Below are 26375 nucleotides of genomic sequence, written 5' to 3' on the forward strand. Positions count from 1 at the left end.
GAACAGTGTGACCTCTGGGTTAATTACGGCGCGCTTGCGAAGTCCTGCTCAGCTGGTGAAGACCTTCGCCACGAGCTCGTGTAGCTGTTTCCGTTCGTCCGCCGTCAGCGGCGCCAGCGTCTCCCGTTCCACGCGCTCGATCACGACCAGCGCCCGGTCCAGCGCGTCACGGCCCGCGGGCGTCAGCGAGATCCGGTAGCGCCGCCGGTCGGCCGGGTCGCGGTCGCGCTCGGTCAGCCCCTCGTCCATCAGGCCGTCCATCAGCCGCACCATGTCGCTCGGATCGAGCCCGAGCCGGCCGCCGATCTCGCGCTGGGCGGCGGGCCCGAAGTCGGCCAGCGTGGCCAGCACGGCGAACTCCCAAAGGCTCAGCCCAGTCTCGCCCGTCAGCCGGGCCGTGACAGTGCGACGGCTGCCGGCTCCGACCTTGTGCAGCACGAAGGTTGTGGTCGCGAGCAGGGTGGGCGGCAGGTCCATGTCCCCTAGTGTAGGTTGTCACCAATTATTGGTAGGCACCCACTAATTTGGAGGAGGCACCGATGGACGCCCTCTACCCCCGCCTGCTCGTGCGCGACTTCCCGGCCTGCGCCGCGTTCTACCAGGCTGTGCTGCGCGAGCTGCACGGCGTCGAGCCGGTGAAGGTCCTGCCCGGCTACGCCAACTGGGACATCGAGGGAGAGGCCGGGCTGGTCCTGTTCGCCCGGGACAGGATCGCGGAGGCCGTCGGCACCGCGGACCTGCCCCGGGCCGTTCAGGACCCGGCTCAGGACACCGCGATGCTGGTCATGAAGGTGGACGACGTCGACAAGGCGGCCGACTGTCTCGCCCGCCACGGCGCCACGGTCGCCGCCCCGCCCCAGGACCGTCCCGACTGGGCGCCGACCCTGCGTACCGCGCATCTGCGTGACCCCGAGGGCAACCTCATTGAATTGCAGTCGTACTGAGCTCGGAACGGTCGGGGAGCTCGGTCGAGTCCGGCACCGGCACCCCGGGACAGGTGGCGGTGACCCGACCGGTCTCGAAGTAGCCGATCACCTTCGTGAAGCAGCCCGGCACCCCGAGCGCGGAGCCGTGCACGTCGTCGTCGACGGTCACCACATGCCCGCCGACGGCCGCCCTCGTCTGCAGCGTCCACTCGTACGGTGACGGGCTCTCGTACAGGTGCCCCGACAGCACCAGCGAGCCGCCATGCCGCAGGCGCGTGGTCTGCACGGGCAGCGGCCACCCGGCGCACGGCGGGAAGAACGAGGTGATCTCGCCGGTCACCGGGTAGCGCTCAAGGCGCTCGCGGTAGGCGTTCCAGGCCGAGTCGAACGTGCGCGCGCCCTGGTCCTCGTTGCAGAAGAACGCGACGTTCGCCGTCTGGTTGCCCCGCTCGGGCACGCCGGCGGGTGGGCTCGACGGCCTGTTGCCGAAGATCTTCTTGATCGTCGGGGGCGCGGTGGGGCCGGTGGCGTCCACCAGCTCCTTCAGCACCTGGGCGGCCTCCGGCCAGGCGGGGCTCGGCTGGCTCGCCGCCTCCGCGATCAACCGGCCGTCCACGGTGAGGTCGATGTCCGTGAAGGTCAGGGGCTTGGCGTCGTACGCCTTGCGCAGGCCGGTCAGCGCCGACGCCACCTGGCCCTTCGTCGTGCCGAACCCGTACACGTCGTTCCGCTCCGCGATCCACTTGGCCATCCGCTGGAAGTCACGGTCGGTGGCCATGGCGCGGACCTCCGTGAAGACGTCCATCCTCGGCGTGGGCAGGGCCATGCTGTCCAGCCACATGCGGTGCACCTTGGCGGGGAACAGGCTGCGCAGGACCACGCCGAGCCAGGTGCCCCAGGAGACGCCCAAGAAGCTGATCTTCGGCTCGCCCAGCGCCGAGCGGATCCGATCGATGTCGCGGGCCACGTTGGCGGTCGTGAGCTGGCCGATGAAACCGGGGTCCGACTGGGCGCAGGCCTGGTTGTCCGTGACCGTCTGGTCGTAGACCTTCCTGGCCAGTTCCTCGCTGACGGGACCCGGCGGCGCCGGCGCCGGCTTGCCCCCGGGGCACCTGGCCTTCGTGCTGTAGCCGACTCCGCGCGGGTCGAAGCCGATCAGGTCGTAGCGGGCGTTCAGCTTCGCGTCGGTCATGGCGAGGTCGAGCGGCATCAGGTAGCCGCTGCCGCCCGGGCCTCCCGGGTTGACCGCCAGGCTGCCCAGGCGGTGTTCCTGGTCGGTGGCCTTGAGCCTGGTCAGGGCGATGGTGATCTGCTTTCCGCCGGGGTCGGCGTAGTTCTGGGGGACGGTGAGCGTGCCGCACTCCGTCCTGCCGAGCAGTTCCCTGTACTTGGGCAGCCGATCGTCGTCGAGGCCCATCCAGCGCAGCACGTCGTCGGAATAGGCCGGGCATTCCTGCCAGGTGATGGCGGGCCGCTCGGCGACCGTGGGCGCGGCGAGCAGGCCGAGCGTGAGCAGGGTTCGTAAGATCATGCCCCCAGGCTCGCGGCGGTCCGGCCGCGTCGCATCCCCCTGCCGAGGGGCCCGCGGCTCCCCTTCAGGGGATGATGGAGTCCACGTACCCGCCGTCGACCCGCACCGCGGCGCCCGTGGTCGCGGAGGCGAAGGGCGAGCTGAGGTAGACGACCATGTTCGCGATCTCCTCGGGCTCGATCAGGCGCTGCAGCAACGACTGGGAACGGTGCTGGAGCATGAACGCCCGCTGCGCCTCCTCCCACTCCAGGTCCTTGCCCATGAGGTCGTACACGAACTTCTCGACGCCTCCGGTGTGCGTCGGACCCGCGATGACCGAGTTGACCGTCACCCCGCTGCCCGCCGCCTGCTTGGCGAAACCCCTGGACACGGCCAGCAGCGCGGTCTTCGTCATGCCGTAGTGGATCATCTCGACGGGGATGACCACGGCGGAGTCGCTGGCGATGTACTGGATCCTGCCCCAGCCGCGCTCGATCATGCCGGGCAGGTAGGCACGCGTGAGCCGGACCGCGGCCAGCACGTTGACGTCGAAGTAGCGCCGCCACTCGTCGTCGGTGATCTCGAGCGCGGATTTGGCCTCGAAGATGCCCAGGTTGTTGACGAGGATGTCCACCTGGGGCAGCGTGCGGAGCACCGCCGCGCAGCCCTCGTCCGTGGTCACGTCGCCGGGCGCCGGTATCAGGTCGCCGACTTCTATCTGCTCGATGGCCATCGCGACGGAGCCCTCGCTGCGGCCGTTGATCCCGACGTGGGCCCCCGCCATCGCCAGCCCTTCGGCGATGGCCGCCCCGATGCCCTGAGTCGACCCGGTGACCAGCGCGGTCTTGCCGCTGAGATCGATACGCACGATGTCTACCCCCTGCTCGCCATTGTCCGTGGTCGGGATGCGGGAGGTGGCGCCTGGGTGGCACTCGCTCCCCATGAGTTCCCCACGAGTTCCCATGAGTACCCAATGAGGTCCCCGTGACTCGTGACGAGGCCGGAGTGCCGGTCGGGTGCGTAGGCTTGGGGTGGCGTGGAAGGGGCGTGGGTGCACCGGATCATCCTGTGGCTGGTCGTGGCGGTCGCCTTCGTGGTGAGCCTGGCCGCACCCGACGAGCCTGAGGTCGAGGCATGCCAGTCGCGCGACACCCGGGTCGTCGCGCCGTACGCCGTCACCGGCTACTGGGTCATGCCCCGGGCAGATCCGTGCGTGACGCGGCGCATGGTGGAGGCCATCCACGCGATCGGCGGCGACACGCTCATCACGTTCGGCCCGAGGTTCAGCGCCCGCGAGGAGCCCGACTTCGCCGACTGCCTCGTGGACGGGCGGCCGTGCGCCGAGGTCCCCGGGGTCCGCCATGTCTACACCTACGTGACCAGCGAGGAGTTCGGGAAGGGGCTGCTGCGGTGCCCGGGGCTGGACCGGCGGATCGTGAGCCGGGGCCGGATCTTCTACCGGGTCTCCCTGGCCGGGTCATGCCAGGACCCCGTACAGGATGTCGTGCTCATCTCCACCGACGGCGACGGGCTCGGCAACCTGATGACCGAGGCGGCCGCGTACGGGATGACGGTCTTCCCGGGGCTGCCCGCCGCGCCGCAGCTGGCGGGTAAGCCGTGGGAGCCCGACCTCGCGCACACCGCCGCACTGAACGCCTTCACCGCGCGGGTGCTCGCCGACTACCGGGAGCGGTTCGGCAGGTCTTCCGCGTTCGGAGGGGTTTACCAGTCGTTCGAGCTGGCCATGCGGACGCGGGCGGCCAAGGACCCGATCATCGAGCTGTACGCGGCCCAGCATGCGGTCGTCGCCGCCACCCTGCCGGGGAAGAAGATCCTGGTCAGCCCGTACATCGACGCCCGGAAGGGCCGCGGGTTCCCGCCCGGGCAGGCGGAGGAGGGGCTCGCCGACATCGCCGCGACCCGGGCGGGGGCGCCCATGGCCGTCGCCGTGCAGGACGGGCGGGGGACGGGGAAGGTGCCCGTCTACGGGGTTCATGAGGCGGAGGCCAAGGTCGCGCCGCGCCTGGTGCCGGTCGTCGGGGATGTGAGCTACGCGCAGGCGTACTACGGGGCCACCCGCGACTACATCGAGGCGGCGGCGCGGCGGGTCCCGTCCGGGGTGGAGCTGTGGGTGAACGTCGAGGGGTTCGAGCCGACGCCGGTGGACGGGGAGTGCGGGAGGGTCGATCCGTTGCCGTTGCGCGGGCGTACCACGAAGAGCCGGATCGACCAGCAGGTGATGGCGGCCGGGACGCATGCCGGAAAAATCATCTCTTACGGGTGGGATCCCTTCTTCACATGCCAGGCCCGCTACGACACGCCCTCACTGGCCGACGACATCGTGAGCGGGTGGCGGCAGCCGATCATCGTCGGCGCCTCGCGTAAGGAGATGAACGGGCGGCCCGGCATCCTCGTCGAGGGCCACAACCTGCGCGGCGGCACGCTCCGCTTCGACCCGCAGGGGGTGGCGGTCAAGCAGGAGTGGTACGAGAAGGGGCAGCTGGAGTCGGCATGGGCCCCGTACGTTCCCTCGGGCCCCTGGACCTCGATCACGGCCACGAACGAGACCGGCCAGTCCAGCTCCAGCGGCTACGTGATCCGCTAGGCGAGCGCCTCCACGAGGATGTCGGTGAGCAGGGCTGCCTGGCTGCCGTCCTCGTCCAGGTCGGGATCGAAGATCGTCACCTCCAGTCCGGCGGCCCCCGGCAGGCCCACCAGCCCGCGAATCAGCTCGGTGAACCGGTCGGCGTCGAGCCCACCCGGGGTGGGGGAGTCGACGGCGGACAGCACGGACGGGTCGAGCACGTCGACGTCCACGTGGATCCAGAACCCGTCGAGCTCGTCACGCACGAGCACCTTGCTCGCGTCGTCGAGGGAGATGTCGCTGCCGGGGATGTGGGCGATGCCGCTCTCCGCGAAGTCGTTGAGATCCTCCTCGTCCCGAACCCCCAGAACGATCACGTCCTCGTCCCTGACGTACGGCCGCAGCCCGTCGATGTCCGTGAGGTAGTCGTCACCGCGCCCGGTGACCAGGGCCAGGTCCTCCCCGGCCGCCGCGCCGACGTGCGGGGAGTTGCCGAGGTGCCGGAAGTCGGAGTGCGCGTCCAGGTACGCCAGCCCGTACCGTCCACTCCTGCGCAGGGCGAGGGCGGGGCCGAGCAGGATCGAGCAGTCGCCGCCGAGCAGGACAGGAAACCCGCCCTCCTCCCTGATCGCGCTCACCCGGTCGGCCAGCCTGCGGGCGTAGCCGGCGATGGCGGGTCCGTTGCGCACGCCGCTGCCCGGCGTCCAGGTGGCCACGTAGCGGGGCGGGACGAGCGCCCCCGCGTCGGCCGCGCCGAGCCGCTGGACGAGACCGGCGTTCCGCAGTGCCCAGGGGGCTTTGTAGCAGCCGGGGATGGTGTCGGGGGCGAGTGGGCGCAGGCCGAGGTTGGAGGGCACGTCGAGAACCGTGAGAGTCTTGTCAGGGGTTATTATGGTCATAGTCGTGACGGTAACAGAGGGGGGCGGGATGCGCCAGTTCGCCGAGACGGGTCTTGCGGCGCTCGATCTGGCCAACACCTGGGACGAGTACCTGGACGATCCTGAACGCCTGCCGGACGTGGAAGCACTGCACCGCTTCTGCCAGGAACTGGCCGAGCCCATCACCCCGCCCCCGCCGTCCCGCGGGCGTGACGACGGCCCGGGTGGGAACGGCCTGGAGGCGATCCGCGCTGTCCGGGACCGGTTGCGTGCGGTGCTGTCCTGCGAGTCCGCGGAGCGGACGCCCGCCCTGGCCCGGTGGGCGGACGAGCTGCCGATACGGGTCGTCGTGGAAGAGGCGGACGGGGTGCCGCGGCAGCGGCTCAGGGCGCCTGAAGGAGCCACCCTGGCCGAACGGCTGGCCGTACGATCCGTCGCCGAGCTACTCGACCTCGCCGCGTCGGGCGACTGGGAACGGCTGCGCCTGTGCGCGGCCCGGCCATGCCAGGACGTCTTCGTGGATCGCAGCCGCCCGGGCAAGCGCCAGTTCTGCTCGACCCGCTGCGCCAACCGCGCCCACGCCGCCGCCTCCCGCGCCCGCCATCGTTGAGCCGTCCTTGCCGCCGGGTGCTTCCCACACTGGACAGTGCCGATGTCATCCTCGAACGACGCGATGACGAAAACCTCATCTTGATGCGCGCCGAGCGATTCGAGGCGGGGGGTGGCCAGCCTGCGTATCGCCGCTCGTGCGCTCGCCATCTTGGCCCGCCGTAACGGCGCCCTCGCGGAGGAAGTCCTCGCGGAAGAGTTCCCCTGGCTCACCTGGCTGCCCGATACGGAACGTCACGAGTGCGTACGTGAACTGCTCAGCCACCTGATCGCGGGGGCGGACACAGGAGAGCTGCTGCCGTTCGGGAGGGCGTTGACCTCGTGGCGCTCCACCGCGGTGATCTGGAGCGATCCTCGCCTCGCCGGCGAACTGCAGGGTCCCTTCCCCGGCGATGGACCAGAGGTCGCTCGTCCGAAGGGCGATTCTTGATGGCAGGCCGGGGAGACGACGTTCCCCGCCCCAACCCCCGGCCGTGCTCGGCCCGGGGCGTGCCATCGGCACTCAGCGAGGAACCACCTGAGAGCGGACACCGGGGAGAGCGTCGAACGCTGCCGACGCATCCATCGTGATCACTGTCCTCGCGGTGGCCGCGGCCGTCGCTGCGATCAGCAGATCGTAGGCGCCTCGCGACTTGCCTTCTCGCCGGACATGCGCCATGAGGCGGGCATGGACCCTGGCGACGTCCGTTGTGTACTCCTCAACCGGGATCAGCGCGAGGACCTCATCCACAAAGGCCTGCCGATTGGGTCGTCGGGCCGCATCGGCCACCTCGACACCGACGAGCAACTCGGCCACAGTGATCGCCGCGATCGCCACATCATCGGCGTCCCCTATCACTGCGTCCACCGACGCCTTGCCTCGCTCGGCGGCAATGAGCACGCCGGTCACGGCCGCTCCGGGTCAGGTGGGGCAACAGACCGAGCAGGATTTGAGAAGCTCGGGTCACGGAGCCGCACCTAGCCTGACCGCCATGGACATCAGCATTCACTGGACCTTCCTCCCGCACACCGACCCTGAAGCATCCCTGGCCTTCTATCGCGACACCCTTGGCTTCGAGGTCCGCAAGGACTTCGGAAACGGCACGATGCGCTGGATCACGGTCGGCCCCGCCGACCTGCCCGGCACGTCCATAGTCCTGTATCCGCCGGCCGCCGAACCCGGCATCACCGACGAGGAGCGCCGCATGATCGACGAGATGATGGCCAAGGGCACCTACGCCCGCATCGTCCTGGCTACCTCCGACCTCGACGGCGCGTTCACACGGCTCCAGGCCGGCGACGCCGAGCTCGTCCAGGAGCCGACCGAGCAGCCGTACGGCATCCGCGACTGCGCCTTCCGTGACCCCGCGGGCAACCTGATCCGCATCCAGGAGCTGAGCTGACCCGACCGGCGATCGCAGCCATAACCTGGTGCCGTCGGCGAGCTGGGCCAGCGTTGTCCAGGCCGTGAAGGACAACTCTCAGAAGGAGACCAGCCCAATGCCCACCGGAGCGACCCATGAGGCCAACCGGTCCTACCGCGAGGTGCTGCGCAACCGCCAGGTGGCCGGTCTCCTGCTGGGTGACCTCCTGGCCAACGTCGGTACGGGTGTGATCATTGTGGCCATGCCCGTGCAGACGCTGTCCATCCACGGCGGCGTGCCCAAGGCGATCGCGATTGGGCTGGTGGAGGCCGCGCCGTTCGTCCTGTCCACCATCCTTGCGCTGGCCGTCGGATTGGGACGGGTGAGGGTGCCGCCGCGCACCCTCCTGATCGCCGACTGCGTGTTACGGTCGCTGACCTTTGTCACCCTGGCGGTTTTGGCCGTCACCGAGCAACTCACGCTGCCCGTGCTGATCGTCGGTCTCCTCTTCGGCGCGACGTTCCGGATGGCTGGATCAAGCAGCCGGCGTCTGCTGGCGACGTCCATCGCGGGCGAGACCGGGCGGTTCGCCGTCAACGGCTTACTCGGGCTGAATGCCTCGTTCGCGCTCTACATTGTCGGGCCGGTGCTGGGCGGGGTGATCGTGGCGTCCACCAGCGCGGGCGTCGCGCTCTTGTTCGACGCGTGCGGTGCGCTGATCTTGTTGATCGCCGTCCTGGTGTCCATTCCCCGAGCCGCCGAAGATCGTGACGCGCTCCGTCGCCCCCGAGCCGGCGAATCGGGCTGGCGGATCCTTCGTCGCCGACCGGTTGCCGCGAGACTGCTGGTCGTCGTGTTCTTCTTCAATTTCTTCTACATGCCGATCGAGGTGGCGCTGCCCCTGTACGTGCGCGGGACGCTGGACGCCGGCGTGTCTGGTCTGGGGCTCATGTGGGGTGCGCTTGGGGTCGGCGCATTCGCCGGCGCCGCTCTCGTGAATCAGTTGCGGAACCTTCCACAGCGTCATGTGCTGATCGCGATCATCGGCCTGTGGGCGATGTGCCCGATCGCTCTTGCGTTCGTCGGCGACCTCACTCTCGCACTGATCGTTTTCGGTCTGGGCGGCCTGGTGTGGGCGCCGTTCACGCCTGTCGCGTACAGCTTCCTGCAGTCGGGGCTCAAGCCCGACGAGCAGCAGCAGGTGGTCACGCTCTGGACGACCGGCTCTACGGTGGCCGCCCCACTTGGCCTGACGGTCGGCGGACCACTGATCGAGCTGGCCGGGACCACCGGAGGGCTTGTTCTGTCCGGTGCGCTGACACTGCTGCTGCTCCCGATCGCGGCACTGGCTGTGCTAAACCACTACTCGAAGAGTGTGCGGCCCCAGTAGTCTCCCGCGTCCTTGACGCCGGGTGGGCAGGCGAACAGGCCGCTGGAGACGTGCTTGATGTACTCGTTGAGCGCGTCGTTCTTGGCCAGCCTCATCTGAACGGGCACGAACTGCTTGCGCGGATCCCGCTGGTAGGCGATGAAGAACAGCCCCGCGTCCAGCCGGCCGAGCCCGTCGGATCCGTCCACGAAGTTGTAGCCGCGGCGGAGCAGGTGCGCGTTGTCGTTGGAGCTCGGATGCGCCAGCCGCACGTGGGCGTCGGCTTTGATGTACGGTTGCCCGTCCGCCCCCTTGGTCGCGAAGTCCACCGCGTCGAACTCGGCCTTCTTACCCAGCGGCGCGCCCTCGCCCTTGTCTCTGCCGAAGATCTGCTCCTGCTCGGCGAGCGACGTGCGGTCCCAGGTCTCGATCGCCATGCGGATCTTCCTGGTCACCATGTACGTGCCGCCCGCCATCCAGCCGCTGCCGTCCTGCGTGGAGGCCCACAGCTGGTCGCGCAGCAGGTCGGCGTCCTCCAGCTTGAGGTTGTTGGTGCCGTCCTTGAAGCCCAGCAGGTTGCGCGGGGTCGCCTGGGCACGGGACGTGGACGACGTACGGCCGAAGCCGAGCTGCGACCAGCGTACGGACACCTTGCCGAAGCCGATCCTGGCCAGGTTGCGGATGGCGTGCACGGCGACCTGGGGGTCGTGGGCGCACGCCTGCACGCAGATGTCGCCGCCGGAAATTTCCGGAATGAGCTGCTCTCCCGGGAATTTCGGCAGGTCGGCGAGGGCCGCGGGCCGCTTGTCCGCCAGCCCGAACCGGTCGTCGAACAGCGACGCCCCGAACCCGATCGTCAGCGTCAGCCCGGAGGCGGGCAGCCCGAGCGCCTCGCCCGTGTCGTCGGGTGCGGCCTCGGGTGCGCCGTCCACCGCCCCGAACGACCCCGCCTCCTTGCCCTGCGTCAGCCGCGCCGCCGCGGCCGTCCACTCCTGCAGCAGCTCGACCAGCTCGTCCCGTTTCTTCGTGATGACGTCGAACGACACGAAGTGCAACCGGTCCTGCGCGGGCGTGACGATGCCCGCCTGGTGCTCGCCGTAGAAGGGGAAGGGGTCGGAGGTCGAGGAGGCGTGCGCGACCGGTGCCTCGTCGAGCAGCGTGGTCGTGGCCACGACCCCGGCCCCGACCACGGCCGCACCCGCGGCGCCGAGCCCGAACAGACCCCTGCGGCTCAAACTCATGGCCGTCTCCCGCTACTTCGTAATGGCCGGAGCGATCTTGCTGATCGGCTCGGCCAGCGCGTTGATCGCGTCGGACAACGTCTTCAGCTCAGCCTTCGACAGCTCGTTGTGCAACTTCCAGCCGTCGCCCTTCTGGTGCGCGTCGAGCGCCGCCTCGGCCGCGGCGAACTTCTGGTCCAGCGTCTTGACCAGGTCGGGAGCGCGCTCCTCCAGCACCGGCCGGAGCGCCTGCACGGCCGCCTTGGAGCCCTCGAGGTTGGCGTCGAAGTCCCACAGGTCGGTGTGCGACCAGATGTCCTCCTCGCCGGTGATCTTCCCGGTGGCCACCTCGTCGAGCAGTTCCTTGGCGCCGTTGGCCAGGTTCAGGGGGGTAAGCTCGGCCGCGTTCGACTTGTCCACGATGGTCTTGACGTCGGCGATCAGCTTGTCGGCGATCGGCCCGTCCTTGCTGATGTCCTTCTTGATCCACAGATCCTTCTCGATCCTGTGGAAGCCGGTCCACTCCTCGCCCTCTGCCAGATCCGCCTCGCGGGCGTCGATGGCGGGGTCGAGGTCACCGAAGATCTCCGCCACCGGCTCGATGCGCTCCCAGTACGTCCGCGCGACCGGGAACAGCTCCTTGGCCTTGTCGATCTTCCCCGCCTTGACCGCGTCCACGAACTCCTGCGTCTTGATCAGCAACGTGTCGCTCTGCGCCTTGATGTACCGCTTGTAGCCGGCGACGGCCTCGGCGAGCTTGGCGTCCTCGTTGAGCGACTTGTGCTCGCCGGTCACCTTGAACGCGTTGCGGATGCCCTTGCCGACCATGCCGGGCTTGCACACCGTCTCGTACGCGCCCGCCGGCAGCTCGGCGATGAGCTCCCTGGTCAATCCGGGCACGATGTTCTCGAGTTCGGCCATGACCCGGTCGCCGGGGGCGTACACGTAGAACTCGGTCACCTTGCTGCCGCCGTTCTTGATCGAGAACGTCGTGGTGCCCGCTTCGACCTCGGAGGCGGCGACCTTGCACTCGGTGTCGCTCGCCGCCACGGTGATCTTCCCGGGGGCGGCGGATCCGGAGGAGGCGGCGGTGTCGCCGCCGGAGCCGCAGGCGGCCAGCGTCGTGAGGGCGAGCGCGCCGAAGGACAGGCTGATTGCGGTACGCATGGTGCTCCTGTTCAGGCCGCGGAGGACGCGGGTGACGGCGTGGGCTTCACCCGCGAGCTGCGCAGGAAGAAGAAGAGAGTGGGAACGACGTAACAGGCCCAGGCGATGACCTCGGCGATGCTCGGCTGGGGCGTGATGTTCAGCATGCCCGACAGCAGCATGCCGTACCAGGAATCGGCGGGAATGGCGGAGCTGATGTCGAAGGCGTACGAGCTCAGACCGGGCAGGATGTTCGCCTCCTGCAGGTCGTGCACGCCGTACTTGAAGATGCCCGCGGCCACCAGGATCAGCAGCAGCCCCGTCCAGGTGAAGAACTTGGTGAGGTTGATCTTCACGGCGCTGCGGTAGAGGCCCCAGCCGATGAGTACGGAGGTGAGCAGCCCCAGGCTGATGCCGATCAACGGCGCCGACGACGTGGTGGCGCCCTGCACGGAGGCGAAGAAGAGAATCGCCGTCTCCAGCCCTTCGCGGGCGACGGCGAGGAACGCCATCACGATCACCGCGGCCGAGCCCATCTCCAGCGCGTCGGACAGCTTGCCCCGCAGCTCTCCGGAGAGCGCGCGGGCCGCCCGCCGCATCCAGAAGATCATCCAGGTGACGAACACGACGGCGAGCAGCGAGGTGATGGCGTCGAACAGCTCCTGCCCCGTGTGTCCCAGGTTCGCCGCGGTGAACGTCAGCAGTGCCCCGAACCCCACGGACAGCGCGACGGCCGCACCCGCTCCCGTCCAGACTTGAGGGAGCTTGTCCTTTCGGTCACTCTTGACCAGGAAGGCGACCAGGACTGAGACGACGAGTGTCGCCTCGAGACCTTCGCGCAGTCCGATGAGGTAACTGGCGAACACCGTCACTCCCGCTTGCTAAAGATTTGCTGAGGAAAGCCTTACCTAAATTAGGACAGGCGAAGCATACCTAGCGCAAGAGCCGGAAGTGACAGTGTGCGGGGGATCACGCGTGGAGATTGCCGGCCAGCAGGTCGAGCAGGGGCTGGCGGCGTACGCACTGCTCCAGAAGGAACGAGTCGGCCAGGGCGGTCAGCTCGCGGTCGTCGAGCCCGCGGAACAGCTCGGCGTACTCGGGCAGCAGCGCCTGGGCGATGAGGATGTGCCTGATCAGGTCGTCGGTCTGGTAGCGGGCGCCCCACGGGTACGGGTCCCAGCCGGGGGTCTCGGTCTCGATCAGCGCGTGCAGGGGAGCGAGCACGTCCGCGGACTCCTCCATGGTGGAGCCCCAGCGGTCCGCGCCGAGCCGCCGCTTCTTGGCGATGAAGCCGCCGAACCTGTTCAGGTACGGTCCCGCGGCGTGCACGAGCCCCTGCAACCCCACGTCCTTGTACGTCCACAGCGATCAGCCGGCGCCCTGGGCGTCGTAGATGGCCAGCTGGTCGCGCAGGATCTGGTAGCGCTGCTGGTCCACGGCCGGATCCCCGGTGTAGACGGGGCCGAACTCGCCCACCCACAGCGGCGTGCCCGTCTCGCGCTGGAAGCGGGAGCGCTTGGCGAAGGCCCGCTCCAGCTCGTTCCTGTCACACCACTCGCCGCGGGTGTAACCGGGGTACGGCCCGCCGTGGGCGAAGCCCGCCAGGGCGTAGTCGTGGAGGACGAAGACCGTGTTCTCATACACCTCCCGAAATATCGAGAAATCGGTGGCGTACGTGTTGCCGTCCAGGAACAGGACGTGGTGCGGGTCGGCGGACCGCACGGCCTTCACCAGCCGGTCGTAGAACGGCCCGATGACCTTGCCGGTGAGGTCGCCCGGCTCGTTGACCGGGTTGTACCCGGCCACCCAGGGGTTGTCGCGGTAGTGGTCCGCGACGGCCTCCCACAGGTGCACCACACGGTCCTGGAAGTGCCGGTGCTGCCAGAACGCGGCCACGTGCGTGGGGTTGTCGGAGTGCCAGTGCTGGTTCTGGGAGCCGGGCAGCGCGTGCAGATCGATCACGCTGTAGATGCCGTGCGCGCCGAGCAGCCCGATCACTCGGTCGAGGTGGCGGAAGCCGCGCGGGTCGATCTCGAAGGGCCGGTCGTCGGACTCCCAGTGGCGGTAGTTGACCGGGATGCGCACGCAGTTCATGCCCAGCCCGGCCAGCAGCGCCGCGTCGTCCTCGGTGAAGAACGAGCTCAGCAGGCGGTCGAAGAACAGCTCCGCCCGCTCGTCGCCCAGCACGGTGCGCACGGCGTAACGCATGGAGCTCTCGTCGGCCGGATAGCCGGTGATGAAGTTCTCCATGTTCATCCAGCCCCCGAGACCCACCCCGCGTAGCCGTACCGGCGTGTCTTCGTCCGTGACGAGCTGGGCTCCGGACACAAGCAGCATGTGGTCACCCCTTCGTCGCGCCCGCGGTGAGACCACCGACCAGGTGACGTTCCGCAATGGCGTAGAACCCGAGCGCGGGCAGCATGGCCAGGACGAGATAGGCCAGGATGCGGGCGGTGTCGGAGGCGTACTGGCCCTGGAACTGCTGGATGCCCAGCGGCAGCGTCCAGCTCGACTCCTCGCTGAACACCACGAGCGGCAGCATGAACTGGTTCCAGCTGCCCACGAGGGCGAGGACCGAGACGGTGGCGATGGCGGGCCTGGCCATCGGCAGCAGGATCCGCCAGAAGAACCCGAACGGGCTGCAGCCGTCGATGATGGCCGCCTCCTCGACCTCGCCCGGGATGCTGCGGAAGAAGCCGCGCAGGATGATGATCGTCAACGGCAGGCCGAAGGCCGCCTGCGTGAGGATCACGCCGAACGGGTTGCCCAGCAGGCCGAACGAGCGCAGCAGCACGAAGATCGGCAGAATGGCCACCGCGAACGGGAACATCAGCCCGGCCGTGAACAACGTGAAGAACAGCTCCCTGCCGCGGAAGGCGAACCTGGCGAAGACGAACCCCGCCAGCGCCGACACCCCGACGGTCAGCACGGTCGTCACGACCGCGATGAACGTGCTGTTCCACAACTGCAGCCAGAACGAGCTCGAGCCGAGCACGTCGGTGTAGTTGGCCGTCACCCACGTTTCCGGCAGCCCGAACGGGTTGGTGGACAACTCGCTGGTGGGCTTGAAGCCGCCGATCAACGCGTAGATCACCGGGATGATGACGAACGCGCCGACGATCCACGCGACCATGTGCAGCGGCAGGGTGTTGCGCCGCGGCGTGCGCTTCTTGCGATGGATCATCGGCGGTCTCCCATCGAGGTGGTCGCGCCCTCCAGGTCACGGCGCATCACGAAACGCTGGTAGACGAGGGCGAAGACGAGGCTGAGCAGGAACATCACGACGCTGATGGCGCTGGCGTAGCCGACCTGGGAGCGCTTGAAGCCCCAGTCCATCATGGTGACGGCCATCGTCTCGGAGGAGTGCGAAGGGCCGCCCTGGGTGAGGATCCAGATCAGGTCGAAGAGCTGGATGCTGTAGATGACGGACAGGAAGACGCTGATCCGGATCGTCGGCCCGAGCAGCGGCAGCGTGATGTGCCTGAACGTCTTCCAGCTCGTGGCGCCGTCGATCTGGGCCGCCTCGGTGAGCTCGTTCGGGATGTTCTGCCGCCCGGCGAGATAGATCATCATGTGGAAGCCGAAATATTTCCACGTCATGACGAGGAAGAGCGACGGCATCACGGTGCCGGGGTCGGCCAGCCACTCCGAGTCGAGCCCGAACACCGACAGGAGCTGGTTCGCCATGCCTGATTCGGGCGAGAGGATCAGCGAGAACAGCACGCCGGTGATGACCTCGGAGAGCACGTACGGCGCGAAGAACACCACCCGGTAGAGTGCCCGCCCGCGGATGCGCTGGTTCAGCAGCATCGCGATGGCCAGCGAGAACGGCAGCTGGATGCAGATCGACAGCAGCACGAGGACCACCAGGTGCCACAGGTCCTGCCCGAAGATCTCGGTGCCGAAGAGCCGGGTGAAGTTGTCCAGTCCGATGAAGTTGGTCGGCAGGCCGCCGAACCCGTTCCACTTGAACACGCTGGAGTAGAACGCCACCACGATGGGCGCGACGACCAGGAGCAGGAAGAGGACCAGAGCGGGCAGCAGGAACAGGGCGATGGTCACCCAGCGGCCGCGCCGCCTGGCGGCAGGGGCAGGGGCCGGAAGCTTGACCGCCTCCGGCCCTCTGGTGAGAGTCGTCATCCTTCGCTCTTGGCCACTTCGGTGATCGCCTTGCCCACTTCCTCCGGCGTCTTCGTGCCGGCGATGAGCTCGGCCACGCTGTCGTTGACCTGCTGGCCGACGGCCGGCGGATAGGCCTGGTCGAGGTAGAGCTGGTAACCGCTGGCCGAGGCCAGCAGGGTCGCCACCTGCTTGAGGTTGGGGTCCTTCACCGCGCTCTCCTCGCCCTTGAGCACCGGCAGCACGCCGCCGGCCTCCACGGCCTTGGAGTGGTTGCCCATCTCGGTCATGAACTTCACGAAGTCCACGGCCTCCGCCGGGGCGTCCGCGCCCACGGCCAGGCCGCCGCCACCGCCGAACGCGTCACCGGCCGAGCCCTTGCCGCCCTCCACCGCGGGGAAGGGGAAGAAGCCCAGGTCGTCGCCGAGCCCCTTGCCGGCGTCCTTCTCCACGGCGGGCGCCCACTGGCCCATCAGCTCCATGGCGGCCTTGCCGTTCGAGACCGTGGCCGCCTGGCCGTCGGGGGTGGAGTACGCCGCGCCGAGGAAGCCCTTCTGGAACGGCTGCAGGTCCGCCAGCGCCTTGACCTGCTGTCCGGCGGCGACGAAGTCGGGCTTGGTGAAGTCGTGGTCGGTGGCCGCCTGCTTGAGCGCGTCCAGGCCGGCGATGCGCATGGCGAGGTAGGCCCAGTAGTAGTGGCCGGGCCACTTCTCCTTGCCGGCCAGGGCGATCGGGGTGACGCCCGCCGCCTTGATCTTCTTGACGTCCTCGAGGAACGCCGACCACGTGGCCGGCGGCTCCGTGACGCCCGCCTTGGCGAAGAGCTTCTTGTTGTACCAGAAGCCGACCATGCCGATGTCGGTCGGCAGTCCGTACGTCTTGCCGTCGACCTGGTACGCGCTCAGCGACGCCGGCGTGAAGGTGGGCAGGACGTCGGCGACGTCGGCCGAGATGTCCTTGACCAGCCCCGCGTCGATCTGCTGCTTGAGCACGCCGCCGCCCCACGAGGCGAATATGTCGGGGGCCTTGCCCGACTGCGTGATCGTGGTGAGCTTGGCCTTGTACGCGTCGTTCTCCAGGACCGTGGCCTTGATGGTGACGTTGGGATGCGCGGCCATGTACTCCTTGGCCCGCTGCGCCCAGAGGGACTTGAGCGGCTCGGCGGTCGACAGGTGCCACCATTCGAGCGTGACCTTGGCGGGGGAGCCGCCCTGCTGAGGAGCCGCGCTGCTTCCTCCACCGCCGCCACTGCCGCAGCCGGCTATGAGCACTGCGGTTGCGATCAACACCAGACTGCGTTTCATTCCGGGGTCCCTTCCTCAGAGTGGCCCGGCACTCCTCCGCAGAACCCTCTACGTGACGCATGGGGCACTGTGAGTCGTACCGGAAGAAAGTTTCGCTATATCCCCGATAATTTCGCTGCCTGGATCGTAGGTAAACAGTATGTAAAGCGTCAACACCTCGAGTGGGAGCGATCCCAAACCGAAACTTTCGGCTAAACTCCCGAACGTGTCAGCGAAGCGGCGGGTGACGATCGCACTGATCGCGGAGGAGGCTGGGGTCTCCATCCCGACGGTGTCCAAGGTCATCAACGGACGTCCAGAGGTCGCTCCGGCGACCCGCCATCGAGTCGAACGGCTCCTGCAGGAGCACGGTTACCAGCGGCGCATCAGTCAGGACGACACCCCGACCGGCCTGGTCGACGTGGTGTTCGCCGAGATCGAGTCGCCGTGGGCCATGGAGATCGTGCGCGGCGCGGAGGGCGCGGCCCACGAGGCCGGGGCCAGCGTGGTCATCTCCGTCCTGCACACCCATGCGGGCCCGGGCCGTGACTGGCTCGAGCGCCTGGCCGCCCGCAGGACCGACGGCGTGGTCATCGTCGCCTCACGCCTGTCCACCGGCATTCAGGCCCAGCTCAGCGCGCGCTCCCTGCCGTTCGCGGTGGTGGACCCGGAGGGTGAGCCCGCGCCCGGCGTCGTCTCGGTCGGGGCCACCAACTGGAACGGCGGCCTGGCCGCGACCCGCCACCTGCTGGAGCTCGGCCACCGCCGGATCGGCACGATCAGCGGCCCGAGCGACATGCTCTGCAGCCAGGCCAGGGTGGACGGATACCGGGCGGCCCTGGAGACGGCGGGCGTGCCGATCGCGCCCGAGCTGATCCGGCGCGGCACGTTCCTGGTGGAGTCCGGCCACGACGAGGGCCACGCGCTCCTCTCGCTCGAGGAGCCGCCGACGGCCATTTTCGCGGGCAGCGACCTGATGGCGTTCGGCGTGTTCGAGGCCGCTCGCCAGCGGGGGCTTCGTGTGCCGGAGGATTTGAGCGTGGTGGGCTTCGATGACCTGCCCCTGTCGAAGTCGGCCTGGCCGCCGTTGACGACGGTGCGGCAGCCGCTGCAGGAGATGGCGGCGCTGGCCACGCGTACGGTGCTGGCGATGGGCCGGGGAGAGGCGCCGGAGACCAAGCGCGTGGAGCTCGCCACGGAGCTGATCGTCCGAGACAGCACAGCCCGCTACGAGTAGGGGTTCGGGTAGGTGGGCCAAGGCTCACCCACCCGTTTGCCATCTGGGTGGTGGGCCTGCTGGCGCCCGCCCCGAAAACCCCGCTGTCACACGTTCCCCGATTGCCGGGTGGGGCCTGCCGGACCCGGCCCGAGCGGCCCTAGCTTCGCGCAGACGTGCTTCCCTGAGGGCCCGACGGTGCCCAGAGATTCCTGGGGCCGACTGAGATGCCGCGCCGTGCGACTGCGCTCGTGCATGCCATCCTCGTCCTGCCACCCGTCGACGAGGACCCACGCCCGAGGAGGAGAGCCCGCATCGTCATGGAGATCCCCGATGCCTATAGTCCGTTGCTAAGCTGGCTGCTGCCGGAGAACGCACCAGACAGTCTGACCATCCGCCGGGGCCAGTTCCATGACGTGATCATAGGGTCGGAGCGTGTCGTGTGCCTGCCACGCACCGAGGCGGCCGCCGACCGGCTGGCCGGGCGGGCGGCGGTGCTGCGTATTCTCGCGGGCCTCGAGCTCGGCTTTCAGACGCCGCAGCCGCTGCTCCAGGGAGATGTCCGGCGAACCGGTGAACCACCGTTCCTGGTTCTCAGCCGTATTCCTGGAGCGCCCCTTGAGGCGGATGCGCTCGATGATGCTCAGGTCGTTGAGGCGGTGGTGGCGCAATATGCCCTGCTCCTGGCCGGGCTCAGCAGGGCCGGCGCGGATTCGGGTGTGCGTGCGGCCCTGCCGCATGCGGCCGAGGATCGGTGGCGGAAGTTCGCGGCCGTCGTTCGGGTGGACTTGTTTCCGCTCATGTCCGAGACAGGGCGCCGACGGGCCGAACGTGAGCTCGTCGCGCTCGACACCCTTCCGCACCTCACCGCGGCGGTCGTCCATGGTGATCTGGGGGCCGAGAACGCCCTGTGGAGCTGGGTTGACGGGCGGCCCCGGCTCAGCGGGGTGGTCGATTGGGACGAAGTCGTCCTGGGAGATCCTGCAGAGGATCTCGCGGCCATTTCCGCAAGCTACGGCGATGCGTTCCTGAGGCGGCTGCTGTCACTGACGGGCTGGTCGGTGAAGGAGATCGGCTCCCGCATAGACGTGATCCGCGGCACCTTCGCTCTCCAGCAGGCTCTGTCCGCTCACCATGATGGCGACGCGGAAGAGTTGGCGGACGGCCTGGTCGGCTATCGATGAGGCTCTACCGTTCGTCCTGGCGTAGTTCCTTGGTGACCGATCGATAGGCCCCGGCGACGCGGGTGAACATGTCCAGCAGCAACGGCACCTGTTCCGGCCCGTAGTGCATGGCGATCGCATCCAGGTGCCGCCTGGACGACTCACAGGCGGCGTCGTAATCGTCCAGGCCGCCCTCGACCAGCTCCACGGTGACCGTGCGCCGATCACGCTCGCCGCGCACCCGTCGCACGTACCCCGCCTTCTCCAGCCGGTCGATCAACCGGGTGGTCGAGGCGGATGGCAGCCCAAGCTCCTCGGAGATCGTCCCCACGGGGAGTGGTCCCCGGGTCTCCAGCAGGATGGCGGCGGCGACGTCGACCGGTTGCAGGCCGAGCCGGTCGGCCACCGCCTCGTTGTGCAGGAGGACCGCGATCAGGAACTCGCGGAAGACAGCCTCTTCTGGATGCTTGTGGGCCACTTTCCTAACCTACTCCACCCCGGAGTATCTTCGAATTGGAGACACTCCGATATGGAGGGGACATGGACATTCTTGTCATCGGCGCCGGGGTGGGCGGCCTGGCTGTCGCACGCGGGTTACTGGCCGCCGGTCACCGGGTGCGGGTTTACGAGCAGGCTCCGGGCCGGCGCAAGGGCGGTAAGGCGCTGCTCATCTGGAGCAACGGCAATGCCGTACTGAACGATCTCGGCGTCGGCCTGGACGGCATCGGCGCCCGCATCGACCGGATCGACGCGCTGACCTCCGGCGGCCGGCTGCGCACCAGCATGAACATCGCCCACGCGGCCGACCGTTTCGGCTTCGTGACCAAGGCGATCTCCCGCCGCCATCTGCTGGAACGCCTGGCCGACGGGCTGCCCGACGACCTCGTCCGCCACGGCATGGGCTGCCGGAGTGTGACCCAGGGCAATGGCCAGGTGACGGCGACCTTCAGCGACGGGTCGACGGACACGGGAGACATGCTCATCGGAGCCGACGGCCACCACTCGGTGGTACAGCGCCACCTGTGGGGCGAGGGCGCCGTCCAGCCGGCGACCTTCGGCACCTGGCAGGGCCTCAGCCCGATCGACATCGATCTCGCGGGCACGCACCGCCATCTCATGATCACGGGACGAGAGGGCGCGTGCGGGCTCATGCCCGCGGGCGAGGGCCTGCTGCAGTGGTGGTTCGACATGCGCTGGTCACCCGCGGACCCGCGGCCCGCCGCACCGCTGGCCGAGCTGAGGCGCCGGTTCGGGCACTGGGCGTCGCCCGTCCCCGAGGTGCTCGCCGCCGCCTCCGAGGACGACCTCGAGTTCTTCGGCCACCACTGGAACAAGGTTCGCCAGGTGGTGGGAGAGGGCCGCATCACCCTGGTCGGCGACGCCGCCCACACCATGCCACCCACCCTGGGGCAGGGCGCCAACCAGACGCTCGAGGACGCGTGGGTGCTCGGGCGCGAGCTCGCCAAGGACGGCGACGATCCCGCGGTACGGCTGCGCGCCTACGAAAAGGCCCGCTACCCGCACATCTCTCTGGTCTCCCGGCTGGCCAAGCGCAATCCCGCCAACTTGCGCATCCCACCGCTGATCGGCCGGCTGTTCCCCGAAACGTCCCACACCGCCATGCTCGCCCGCTTCAGCAACCGCCTCACCACGATTGCCGTGCCATCGGTCTGACCGCAACCCCCAAGGTTCGGTTCATCGGATCTCGAGCATCCGCCGGACGAGCCGGACGCCGGCTTCGCCGCCGACGACGAGGCGCTCGCTCAGGCGAAGTAATGGCCTGAACCTGTCGCCGACTGGCGTGGTGTCGCCTGTCGCAAGAACGCCGCGGCGGCGGCCACGAACTGGCCGGCGTCGTCGAGCCACGGAAAGTGTCCGGCTCGGGCCTGAACGACGAGTTCGGCGTTCGGAAACAGCCTGGTGAGCTCGGTCATCGCGGGAGGAGGGGAGTTCAGGTCGACCTCACCGGCGAGTAGCAGCACCGGCGACGTGAAGCGGGTGAGCGCGGCGCGGGTGGCCTCAGGGTCGAAAGCACCTTCGGAGCCGAAGGCGGCCGCGGCCTCGCTGTTCCTCTGCTCGTCCTCGGCGGCCTTGTGGGCCTGAGCCGTCTCGTCCCAACGGCCGTACCAGAACGGCGCAATGGCCTGGAAGGCGTCGCCGGTGGCCTGGCCGGCCATGACCGCCTCCAGGGCCGCGAACGCTGCCGAGAACCATGGCTCGTCCCTACGCAGCCGGGCGGTCTCCCGCCGGACGTCTTCGCTGATCGTGATGCCGGCGGCCATCACGCTCGGGGTGATCAGCGCGAGTTTGCTGACGCGTTCAGGATGGCGGGTCGCGTACAGCGTGGCCAGATTTGTACCCGCGGAATGGGCGAGCAGGTCCATCCGGTCGAGTCCAAGGTGCTCGCGCAGGGCTTCGACGTCATCGACGAGTCGGTCGCAGCGGTACGAAGCGGCGTCCTTCGGCACGGCGGACTGGCCGGTGCCCCGCAGATCCAGCATGACCAGCTGCCGGTGTGTGGAGAGGCCGCCGAGGTCGCCAAGGTAGGCGGAAGCCTGCATCGGCCCGCCGGGCAGGCAGATCACAGGCGGGCCGTCGCCGAACACGTGGCAGGCGAGCTTGGTGCCGTCGTACGCGGTGAAGAAGTCCATGTCCGGCAGCCTGAGGGGAGATGGCGCACCTCAGCTATCGTTTAGCCACAGCTACATGATTAGGGCGTGGATGGCGGTCGAGATCAGATTCACCGCGGCGTCGGTCGCGAAAGTGCGATTCGCCGTCTCACCGCTGGGCGAGACGGTGCTGGCGCTGCGGATCCTGCTGGGCACGAGCGGGCATGCGGTGCACCAGCCGTGGGTGCGCCAGGCGCGCCCGCTGCTGGCGGACGAGCGCGAGCTGCCGCTGCTGCGAGGGCTGATCGCCGGACCACTGCCGTCGTTCCTGTTCCCGGTGCCGAGGCAGCGGCTGCCTTCGATGGCGACGGAGCTGGACCTGCTGCGAGCCACGAAAGAGGACTTCTTCCGGCATGAGTACGGCGCGGTCCTGAGCATGCCGGCCGAGCAGGTCCCTGAGCCGGCGGCGGTGCTGCCACGGCTGGCGGAAGCGCTACAGCGCTGCTACGAGCTGCTGATCGCTCCGCACTGGGGCCGGATGTGCGCGGTGCTGGAGGCCGACATCGGCCGGCGGGCGCTGACCCTCGTGGACGGCGGGGTGCAGGCGCTGTTCGCCGAGCTGCACCGGGACATCGCCTGGGACGGCGGTCAGTTGGTGGTGCACGGCCGGCGCACCCCGCACTCCGTCTACACGGTGGACGCCGGTGGGCATGGCCTGGTCCTGCTGCCCAGTGTCTTCAACTGGCCGAACGTGGGTGTCGACAAGTCCCCGGTCGCCGCCGCGTCGATCCGCTATCCAGCGGTGGGGGTCGGCCTGCTCTGGGAGCCGCCTCCGTCGGCGCTGACGGGCCTGGCCCCGGTGCTGGGCCACACAAGGACGGAGATCCTCGCCGCCTTGGCCGAACCTCTGACGACCGCGGCCCTGGCGACCCGCCTGGGCATCACCCCGAGCGCGGTTTCGCAACACCTGGGCGCATTGCGCGGCGCGGATCTGGTGTCGACACAACGCAGGGGCCGCACGGCACTCCACCTGCGCACGGAACGAGCAACCCACCTGTTGGGCATCTCAACCCCGAAAAACCGCTGACGCAGAGGCGACCCGCTGGACGACTAACGGGACCCCAGAAAGTCCCCCGCGTGATCGACCGCCCACTCCGCGAACGTGCGCGCGGCGCGCCCCGTCACCTTCTCCACCACCGCCGACGTCTGCGCGGGCATGCCGTCGCGGTCCGCCCACTGCTTCATGATCACCTCGACGCCGATCGGCGGCATCGTACGGCCCAGCTCTTCGCGCGCCTGCTCGGCCGAGATCACCTCGACCGTGACCGCGCGGCCGATCGCCTCCCCGATGAGCTCGACCTGGCGCCGCAACGTGAGCGACTCCGGTCCGTACACGGTGTAGGCCTGCCGCTCGTGCCCCGGCTCCCGCAGCGCCTTCACCGCGAGCGCCGCCAGGTCCTTCTCGTGCACGGGAGCGGTCTGCGACTCCGGGTACGGCAGACGCACCGCACGCTTGTCCCGGATCGGCTCCCGCCACCACCACAGCGTGTTCGTCGCGAACATCCCCGGCCGGATGAATGTCCAGTCCAGCCCCGAATCCTCCAGGGCCGTCTCGACGGCACGGTGCTGCAGGGCGATCGGATTGCGGTCGGCGCCCTCGGCCACGACGGCCGCCGACGACAGCAGCACCACCTGCCGCACCCCGGCGGACCTGGCCGCCTCGACGAAGCCCGCGACACCGGCCGGCTTGGCGTACACGAACACCTTCTCGGCCCCCTCCAACGCGGCCGGCAACGTCTCGGGACGCTCCAGGTCGGCCGCCACGCTCTCCGCGCCCGGCGGGAAACCGCCCTTCCCCGGATCCCTGCCCGTCACCCGGACCCGCTCACCGGCTGCAAGCAGGCCGGCGGCGACATGGCGCCCCACATTGCCCCGCGCTCCGAAGACCACCATCTCCATCGCGACAACAACCTCCCCTAATCCTCGGCCTCGCCGAGTAGTCTGACCAGCTCACCGTGCAGTCGTCGCCGTACCTCGGGCGAGAGCGGATCGTCGCCGAAGATATCCCGTACGAACTGCGGCATCGTGATCGGCGCGAACACCACCGCGTAGGCGACGAGCAGTGCGAAGGCCGGATCGACCTGGCCGGTGACCTCCCCGGCCTCCTGCCGGCTGCGCATCCGCTCCAGCGCCGCGGCCATCCTCGACCGCTGCGCCTCCATATGCCGTCGCCCCTCATCGGCGTCGGCGAACGGGCAGTCGCCCAGCGCCTGCCACACCACCAGCCGCGCCCAGTCCGGGTCGTCCAGCGTGCGGGCCAGCTGGGCGCCGACCGATTCCTCGAAGGAGGCGTCGCGCGCCGGCATCGACGCCTCGTCCTCCTGCCGACGGCGCCGCAGCTCCTCCAGCAGGCCCTGCTTGCCGCCGAAGTAGTAGGAGATCAGCTGCTGGTTGACGCCGGCGCGGGCGGCGATCCCGGCCGTACGCGCGCCGGAGTAGCCCTTCTCGCCGAACTCGCTCACGGCGGCCCGCAAGATCCGCTCCCGAGTCTCCTCCGCAGCCTTGCCGCGCTCCTCAGGGCGCGGCGCTCTCCGTACCGCCATGGAGGAGACGGTAAGCCATCAACCATTCGATTGACAATCGTCATCCAAATGATTGATCGAAGGTCAGGGGGTCAGGCGGTGGGAGAGCCAGGCCAGGGCGAGGGGGTAGCGGTACTCGATGCCGCCATGGCCCGCGTCGAAGAGCTCGAAATAGATCTTCTCGTCCGGTACACCCGCCGCCTCCAGCGCCCGCCGGAACGCCACCGCCCCGAAGTCCAGGAAGTACTCGTCCCTGTTCCCGGCGTCCACCCAGATCGCGCGCATCGAGCGGAGCGCCTCCGCGTAGTCGGGCTCCTGGGCCATCACCACGGGATCGCGCGCCAGCCAGCGCGACCACACCTCGGGCACGACCGCGCCCGTGTCGTCGAAGGGCACGTGCACGGTCCCGTCCGGGTCGGCGGAATAGGCCGCCGAGTACGCGTACATCTCCAGCAGTTCCAGATCCCCATCCTTCGTCCCGGCCAGGCGGCCGCGGAAGTCGGCGAGGAACTTGTCGTACGAGCCGCCGTACATGTCGCGCAGCCTGCGCGCCAGCTCGGGGAACGACCTGCGGTTGCTGACCTCGAACAACGCGTCACCGGCATGCGTGGCCAGCGCCCCGAAGACGTCGGGCGCCAGCATGGCCGTCACCATGGCCCCGTAACCGCCGCTGGACTTGCCGGTCACCGCCCGGTGGTCGCGGTCGGGGATCGTACGGTAGCGGGCGTCCACCCACGGCACGACCTCGTCACGCAGGTAGGAGTGGTAGCGGCCGGTGGCGGGCGAGTCGAGGTACTGGCTGCCGCCGAGCGCGGTCCAGGCGTCCACGTACACGACGATCGCGGGCGGCGCCTCCCCGGACGCGAACACGGCGTCGGCCAGCTCCGGGTACGGCTGACGGAACGGCGCCCGGTTCAGCCACATGGCGACGTGGCCGGTGTAGCCGAGCAGCACGTAGATCGAGGGGTAGCGGCGGCCGGGCTCGTCGTCGTACCCCGGCGGGACGTACACCAGCACGGGGCGCTCGTGCGGGTCCCCAAGGGGGTTGCCGCGCAGCAGGGCGCTGTCGACGACCTCGTGGTCGAGGCGGCCGGCCAGCTCGGCGGACCAGGGCAGCATGGAGATCCTTTCAGTCGACGGATGAGGTCACCGTGTCCACGCCCGCCTGCGTGACGGAGCGTCCGGAGACCAGGACCAGTGCGAGGTTGCGCAGGTCGGCCAGGCGGGAGAGCGGGTCGCCCGCCACCGCGATCAGGTCGGCCCGCTTGCCCGCCTCCAGGCTGCCGGTCACCTCGCCCACCCCGCAGGCGGCGGCCGCCCGCACGGTGGCCAGCTCGACGATCTCCGCGTTGCCGTAGCCGACCTGCGCGAACACCTCCAGGCCGCCGATGTACCCGTCGGTACGGTTGGCTATGCCGGCCGTGGCGAACCCGGCGTCGGTCCCCGCGATGAGCCGGATGCCGGCCTCCCGCATGGCGGCCACGGTGTTCAGCCAGGCGTCGAGCATCTCGGGCCCATGGCTCTCGCGCATCCGCCAGAGCACGCCGTGCACGGTGGGGCACACGTACGTGCCGCTGTCGGCGACGAAATCGGCCAGCTCGGCGTCGTACTGGTGCCCCGACGGGGTGAAGAACGTGCAGTGCTCGACGGTCCTGACGCCCGCCTCGACGGCGCTGCGGATGGCCGCGTGCGCGTGGGCGTGCGCCGCGACGCCCTTGCCGCGTGACGCGGCCTCCTCCACGACGACTCTGAGCAGCTCGGTGCCGTACTGCTGCGCCCAGCTCGGCGGCGCGCCCGGCGTCATCAGCCCGCCGGAGG

At 69.2% G+C, this 26375-nt stretch carries 29 protein-coding genes; 10 read left to right on the forward strand and 19 right to left on the reverse strand.

What is annotated here, in order from left to right:
- Positions 1-48 precede the first annotated feature (48 nt).
- Positions 49-477 carry a MarR family winged helix-turn-helix transcriptional regulator gene (locus AB0J09_RS11560; protein ID WP_360688875.1) on the reverse strand — a complete coding sequence of 143 codons (429 nt, stop codon included), beginning with the start codon at positions 475-477 and terminating at the stop codon, positions 49-51.
- Positions 478-539: 62 nt separating this feature from the next.
- Between AB0J09_RS11560 and AB0J09_RS11565 the strand changes: the two genes are divergently transcribed.
- Positions 540-944: a VOC family protein gene (locus AB0J09_RS11565; RefSeq protein ID WP_360688877.1), complete on the forward strand. Its 405-nt coding sequence runs from the start codon at positions 540-542 to the stop codon at positions 942-944.
- Here AB0J09_RS11565 and AB0J09_RS11570 read toward each other — a convergent pair.
- A complete protein-coding gene (locus AB0J09_RS11570; protein ID WP_360688879.1) occupies positions 922-2457 on the reverse strand; it encodes an alpha/beta fold hydrolase in 1536 nt (511 codons plus the stop codon). The genes AB0J09_RS11565 and AB0J09_RS11570 overlap by 23 nt on opposite strands.
- A gap of 64 nt (positions 2458-2521) precedes the next feature.
- Positions 2522-3304 carry an SDR family oxidoreductase gene (locus tag AB0J09_RS11575; RefSeq protein ID WP_360688881.1) on the reverse strand — a complete coding sequence of 261 codons (783 nt, stop codon included), beginning with the start codon at positions 3302-3304 and terminating at the stop codon, positions 2522-2524.
- A gap of 183 nt (positions 3305-3487) precedes the next feature.
- On the opposite strand from AB0J09_RS11575, the gene AB0J09_RS11580 reads away from it, so the two are divergent.
- The gene (locus AB0J09_RS11580) at positions 3488-5041 is read left to right on the forward strand and encodes a DUF4434 domain-containing protein (RefSeq protein WP_360688883.1); all 1554 of its coding nucleotides are present in this window, start codon (positions 3488-3490) and stop codon (positions 5039-5041) included.
- On the opposite strand, the gene AB0J09_RS11585 is transcribed toward AB0J09_RS11580, so the two are convergent.
- On the reverse strand, positions 5038-5919 hold the full coding sequence (locus AB0J09_RS11585; protein WP_360688885.1) for an arginase family protein: 882 nt from the start codon (positions 5917-5919) through the stop codon (positions 5038-5040). The two genes, AB0J09_RS11580 and AB0J09_RS11585, sit on opposite strands and share 4 nt — an antisense overlap.
- A gap of 4 nt (positions 5920-5923) precedes the next feature.
- Between AB0J09_RS11585 and AB0J09_RS11590 the strand changes: the two genes are divergently transcribed.
- Positions 5924-6508 carry a CGNR zinc finger domain-containing protein gene (locus AB0J09_RS11590; protein WP_360688887.1) on the forward strand — a complete coding sequence of 195 codons (585 nt, stop codon included), beginning with the start codon at positions 5924-5926 and terminating at the stop codon, positions 6506-6508.
- Between the two features lie 111 nt (positions 6509-6619).
- Positions 6620-6937, forward strand: a complete 318-nt coding sequence (locus AB0J09_RS11595; protein WP_360688889.1) for a hypothetical protein — start codon at positions 6620-6622, stop codon at positions 6935-6937.
- 72 nt (positions 6938-7009) lie between these two features.
- Here AB0J09_RS11595 and AB0J09_RS11600 read toward each other — a convergent pair whose 3' ends face one another.
- Entirely contained in the window at positions 7010-7396 is a 387-nt protein-coding gene (locus AB0J09_RS11600) for a PIN domain-containing protein (protein ID WP_360688891.1), read from the reverse strand.
- Between the two features lie 82 nt (positions 7397-7478).
- On the opposite strand from AB0J09_RS11600, the gene AB0J09_RS11605 reads away from it, so the two are divergent.
- Both AB0J09_RS11605 and AB0J09_RS11610 read left to right on the forward strand, forming a co-directional pair.
- Positions 7479-7889 (forward strand): VOC family protein, encoded by a 411-nt coding sequence (locus tag AB0J09_RS11605; RefSeq protein WP_360688893.1) that lies wholly within the window; start codon positions 7479-7481, stop codon positions 7887-7889.
- A 142-nt stretch (positions 7890-8031) separates the two neighbouring features.
- The gene (locus AB0J09_RS11610) at positions 8032-9240 is read left to right on the forward strand and encodes an MFS transporter (RefSeq protein WP_360688895.1); all 1209 of its coding nucleotides are present in this window, start codon (positions 8032-8034) and stop codon (positions 9238-9240) included.
- Here AB0J09_RS11610 and efeB read toward each other — a convergent pair.
- The 8 genes from efeB to AB0J09_RS11650 form a co-directional block, all read right to left on the reverse strand.
- Complete coding sequence (efeB, locus tag AB0J09_RS11615; RefSeq protein ID WP_360688897.1) at positions 9213-10460, reverse strand: iron uptake transporter deferrochelatase/peroxidase subunit; 1248 nt, start codon at positions 10458-10460, stop codon at positions 9213-9215. The two genes, AB0J09_RS11610 and efeB, sit on opposite strands and share 28 nt — an antisense overlap.
- Positions 10461-10472: 12 nt before the next feature.
- On the reverse strand, positions 10473-11606 hold the full coding sequence (gene efeO / locus AB0J09_RS11620; protein WP_360688899.1) for an iron uptake system protein EfeO: 1134 nt from the start codon (positions 11604-11606) through the stop codon (positions 10473-10475).
- An 11-nt stretch (positions 11607-11617) separates the two neighbouring features.
- Positions 11618-12451 (reverse strand): iron uptake transporter permease EfeU, encoded by an 834-nt coding sequence (efeU, locus tag AB0J09_RS11625; protein ID WP_360688902.1) that lies wholly within the window; start codon positions 12449-12451, stop codon positions 11618-11620.
- Positions 12452-12554: 103 nt separating this feature from the next.
- Complete coding sequence (locus tag AB0J09_RS11630; RefSeq protein ID WP_360688904.1) at positions 12555-12932, reverse strand: hypothetical protein; 378 nt, start codon at positions 12930-12932, stop codon at positions 12555-12557.
- 21 nt (positions 12933-12953) lie between these two features.
- Positions 12954-13922 carry a cellulase family glycosylhydrolase gene (locus AB0J09_RS11635; RefSeq protein ID WP_360688906.1) on the reverse strand — a complete coding sequence of 323 codons (969 nt, stop codon included), beginning with the start codon at positions 13920-13922 and terminating at the stop codon, positions 12954-12956.
- A gap of 4 nt (positions 13923-13926) precedes the next feature.
- On the reverse strand, positions 13927-14769 hold the full coding sequence (locus tag AB0J09_RS11640; protein WP_360688908.1) for a carbohydrate ABC transporter permease: 843 nt from the start codon (positions 14767-14769) through the stop codon (positions 13927-13929).
- Positions 14766-15725, reverse strand: coding sequence for a sugar ABC transporter permease (locus tag AB0J09_RS11645; RefSeq protein ID WP_360688910.1), 960 nt, complete (start codon positions 15723-15725; stop codon positions 14766-14768). The genes AB0J09_RS11640 and AB0J09_RS11645 overlap by 4 nt, the downstream gene beginning before the upstream one ends.
- Positions 15722-17008 carry an extracellular solute-binding protein gene (locus AB0J09_RS11650; protein ID WP_360688912.1) on the reverse strand — a complete coding sequence of 429 codons (1287 nt, stop codon included), beginning with the start codon at positions 17006-17008 and terminating at the stop codon, positions 15722-15724. The genes AB0J09_RS11645 and AB0J09_RS11650 overlap by 4 nt, the downstream gene beginning before the upstream one ends.
- Positions 17009-17213: 205 nt before the next feature.
- Here AB0J09_RS11650 and AB0J09_RS11655 point away from each other — a divergent pair, with 205 nt between their 5' ends.
- Both AB0J09_RS11655 and AB0J09_RS11660 read left to right on the forward strand, forming a co-directional pair.
- Entirely contained in the window at positions 17214-18224 is a 1011-nt protein-coding gene (locus AB0J09_RS11655; RefSeq protein WP_360688914.1) for a LacI family DNA-binding transcriptional regulator, read from the forward strand.
- 299 nt (positions 18225-18523) lie between these two features.
- A complete protein-coding gene (locus tag AB0J09_RS11660; RefSeq protein ID WP_360688916.1) occupies positions 18524-19387 on the forward strand; it encodes an aminoglycoside phosphotransferase family protein in 864 nt (287 codons plus the stop codon).
- A 4-nt stretch (positions 19388-19391) separates the two neighbouring features.
- Here the strand turns inward: AB0J09_RS11660 and AB0J09_RS11665 are convergent, their stop codons facing one another.
- Positions 19392-19844: a MarR family transcriptional regulator gene (locus AB0J09_RS11665; protein WP_360688918.1), complete on the reverse strand. Its 453-nt coding sequence runs from the start codon at positions 19842-19844 to the stop codon at positions 19392-19394.
- Positions 19845-19906: 62 nt separating this feature from the next.
- On the opposite strand from AB0J09_RS11665, the gene AB0J09_RS11670 reads away from it, so the two are divergent.
- On the forward strand, positions 19907-21040 hold the full coding sequence (locus AB0J09_RS11670; protein WP_360688920.1) for an FAD-dependent monooxygenase: 1134 nt from the start codon (positions 19907-19909) through the stop codon (positions 21038-21040).
- Positions 21041-21129: 89 nt separating this feature from the next.
- Here AB0J09_RS11670 and AB0J09_RS11675 read toward each other — a convergent pair whose 3' ends face one another.
- Complete coding sequence (locus tag AB0J09_RS11675; RefSeq protein WP_360688922.1) at positions 21130-22017, reverse strand: alpha/beta hydrolase; 888 nt, start codon at positions 22015-22017, stop codon at positions 21130-21132.
- 55 nt (positions 22018-22072) lie between these two features.
- Here AB0J09_RS11675 and AB0J09_RS11680 point away from each other — a divergent pair, with 55 nt between their 5' ends.
- Complete coding sequence (locus AB0J09_RS11680) at positions 22073-23062, forward strand: DUF5937 family protein (RefSeq protein WP_360688924.1); 990 nt, start codon at positions 22073-22075, stop codon at positions 23060-23062.
- Positions 23063-23085: 23 nt separating this feature from the next.
- Here AB0J09_RS11680 and AB0J09_RS11685 read toward each other — a convergent pair whose 3' ends face one another.
- The 4 genes from AB0J09_RS11685 to AB0J09_RS11700 form a co-directional block, all read right to left on the reverse strand.
- Complete coding sequence (locus AB0J09_RS11685) at positions 23086-23934, reverse strand: NAD(P)H-binding protein (protein WP_360688926.1); 849 nt, start codon at positions 23932-23934, stop codon at positions 23086-23088.
- Between the two features lie 17 nt (positions 23935-23951).
- A complete protein-coding gene (locus AB0J09_RS11690) occupies positions 23952-24578 on the reverse strand; it encodes a TetR family transcriptional regulator (protein ID WP_360688928.1) in 627 nt (208 codons plus the stop codon).
- 63 nt (positions 24579-24641) lie between these two features.
- Positions 24642-25676 (reverse strand): alpha/beta hydrolase-fold protein, encoded by a 1035-nt coding sequence (locus tag AB0J09_RS11695; RefSeq protein ID WP_360688930.1) that lies wholly within the window; start codon positions 25674-25676, stop codon positions 24642-24644.
- Positions 25677-25686: 10 nt separating this feature from the next.
- Positions 25687-26375: amidohydrolase family protein (locus AB0J09_RS11700; RefSeq protein WP_360688932.1), on the reverse strand; the 689-nt coding region annotated here is incomplete at its 5' end.

This window comes from Nonomuraea sp. NPDC049784, from assembly GCF_040659615.1.
Classification (GTDB): domain Bacteria; phylum Actinomycetota; class Actinomycetes; order Streptosporangiales; family Streptosporangiaceae; genus Nonomuraea.

What these genes read in the sequence shown, in the direction of transcription:
- AB0J09_RS11560 (WP_360688875.1), bottom strand. Translation starts at nt 477, where the DNA reads ATGGACCTGCCGCCCACCCTGCTCGCGACCACAACCTTCGTGCTGCAC.
- AB0J09_RS11565 (WP_360688877.1), top strand. Translation starts at nt 540, where the DNA reads ATGGACGCCCTCTACCCCCGCCTGCTCGTGCGCGACTTCCCGGCCTGC.
- AB0J09_RS11570 (WP_360688879.1), bottom strand. Translation starts at nt 2,457, where the DNA reads ATGATCTTACGAACCCTGCTCACGCTCGGCCTGCTCGCCGCGCCCACG.
- AB0J09_RS11585 (WP_360688885.1), bottom strand. Translation starts at nt 5,919, where the DNA reads ATGACCATAATAACCCCTGACAAGACTCTCACGGTTCTCGACGTGCCC.
- AB0J09_RS11605 (WP_360688893.1), top strand. Translation starts at nt 7,479, where the DNA reads ATGGACATCAGCATTCACTGGACCTTCCTCCCGCACACCGACCCTGAA.
- efeB (WP_360688897.1), bottom strand. Translation starts at nt 10,460, where the DNA reads ATGAGTTTGAGCCGCAGGGGTCTGTTCGGGCTCGGCGCCGCGGGTGCG.
- efeO (WP_360688899.1), bottom strand. Translation starts at nt 11,606, where the DNA reads ATGCGTACCGCAATCAGCCTGTCCTTCGGCGCGCTCGCCCTCACGACG.
- AB0J09_RS11635 (WP_360688906.1), bottom strand. Translation starts at nt 13,922, where the DNA reads ATGCTGCTTGTGTCCGGAGCCCAGCTCGTCACGGACGAAGACACGCCG.
- AB0J09_RS11640 (WP_360688908.1), bottom strand. Translation starts at nt 14,769, where the DNA reads ATGATCCATCGCAAGAAGCGCACGCCGCGGCGCAACACCCTGCCGCTG.
- AB0J09_RS11645 (WP_360688910.1), bottom strand. Translation starts at nt 15,725, where the DNA reads ATGACGACTCTCACCAGAGGGCCGGAGGCGGTCAAGCTTCCGGCCCCT.
- AB0J09_RS11650 (WP_360688912.1), bottom strand. Translation starts at nt 17,008, where the DNA reads ATGAAACGCAGTCTGGTGTTGATCGCAACCGCAGTGCTCATAGCCGGC.
- AB0J09_RS11660 (WP_360688916.1), top strand. Translation starts at nt 18,524, where the DNA reads ATGGAGATCCCCGATGCCTATAGTCCGTTGCTAAGCTGGCTGCTGCCG.
- AB0J09_RS11670 (WP_360688920.1), top strand. Translation starts at nt 19,907, where the DNA reads ATGGACATTCTTGTCATCGGCGCCGGGGTGGGCGGCCTGGCTGTCGCA.
- AB0J09_RS11675 (WP_360688922.1), bottom strand. Translation starts at nt 22,017, where the DNA reads ATGGACTTCTTCACCGCGTACGACGGCACCAAGCTCGCCTGCCACGTG.
- AB0J09_RS11680 (WP_360688924.1), top strand. Translation starts at nt 22,073, where the DNA reads ATGATTAGGGCGTGGATGGCGGTCGAGATCAGATTCACCGCGGCGTCG.
- AB0J09_RS11685 (WP_360688926.1), bottom strand. Translation starts at nt 23,934, where the DNA reads ATGGAGATGGTGGTCTTCGGAGCGCGGGGCAATGTGGGGCGCCATGTC.
- AB0J09_RS11690 (WP_360688928.1), bottom strand. Translation starts at nt 24,578, where the DNA reads ATGGCGGTACGGAGAGCGCCGCGCCCTGAGGAGCGCGGCAAGGCTGCG.
- AB0J09_RS11695 (WP_360688930.1), bottom strand. Translation starts at nt 25,676, where the DNA reads ATGCTGCCCTGGTCCGCCGAGCTGGCCGGCCGCCTCGACCACGAGGTC.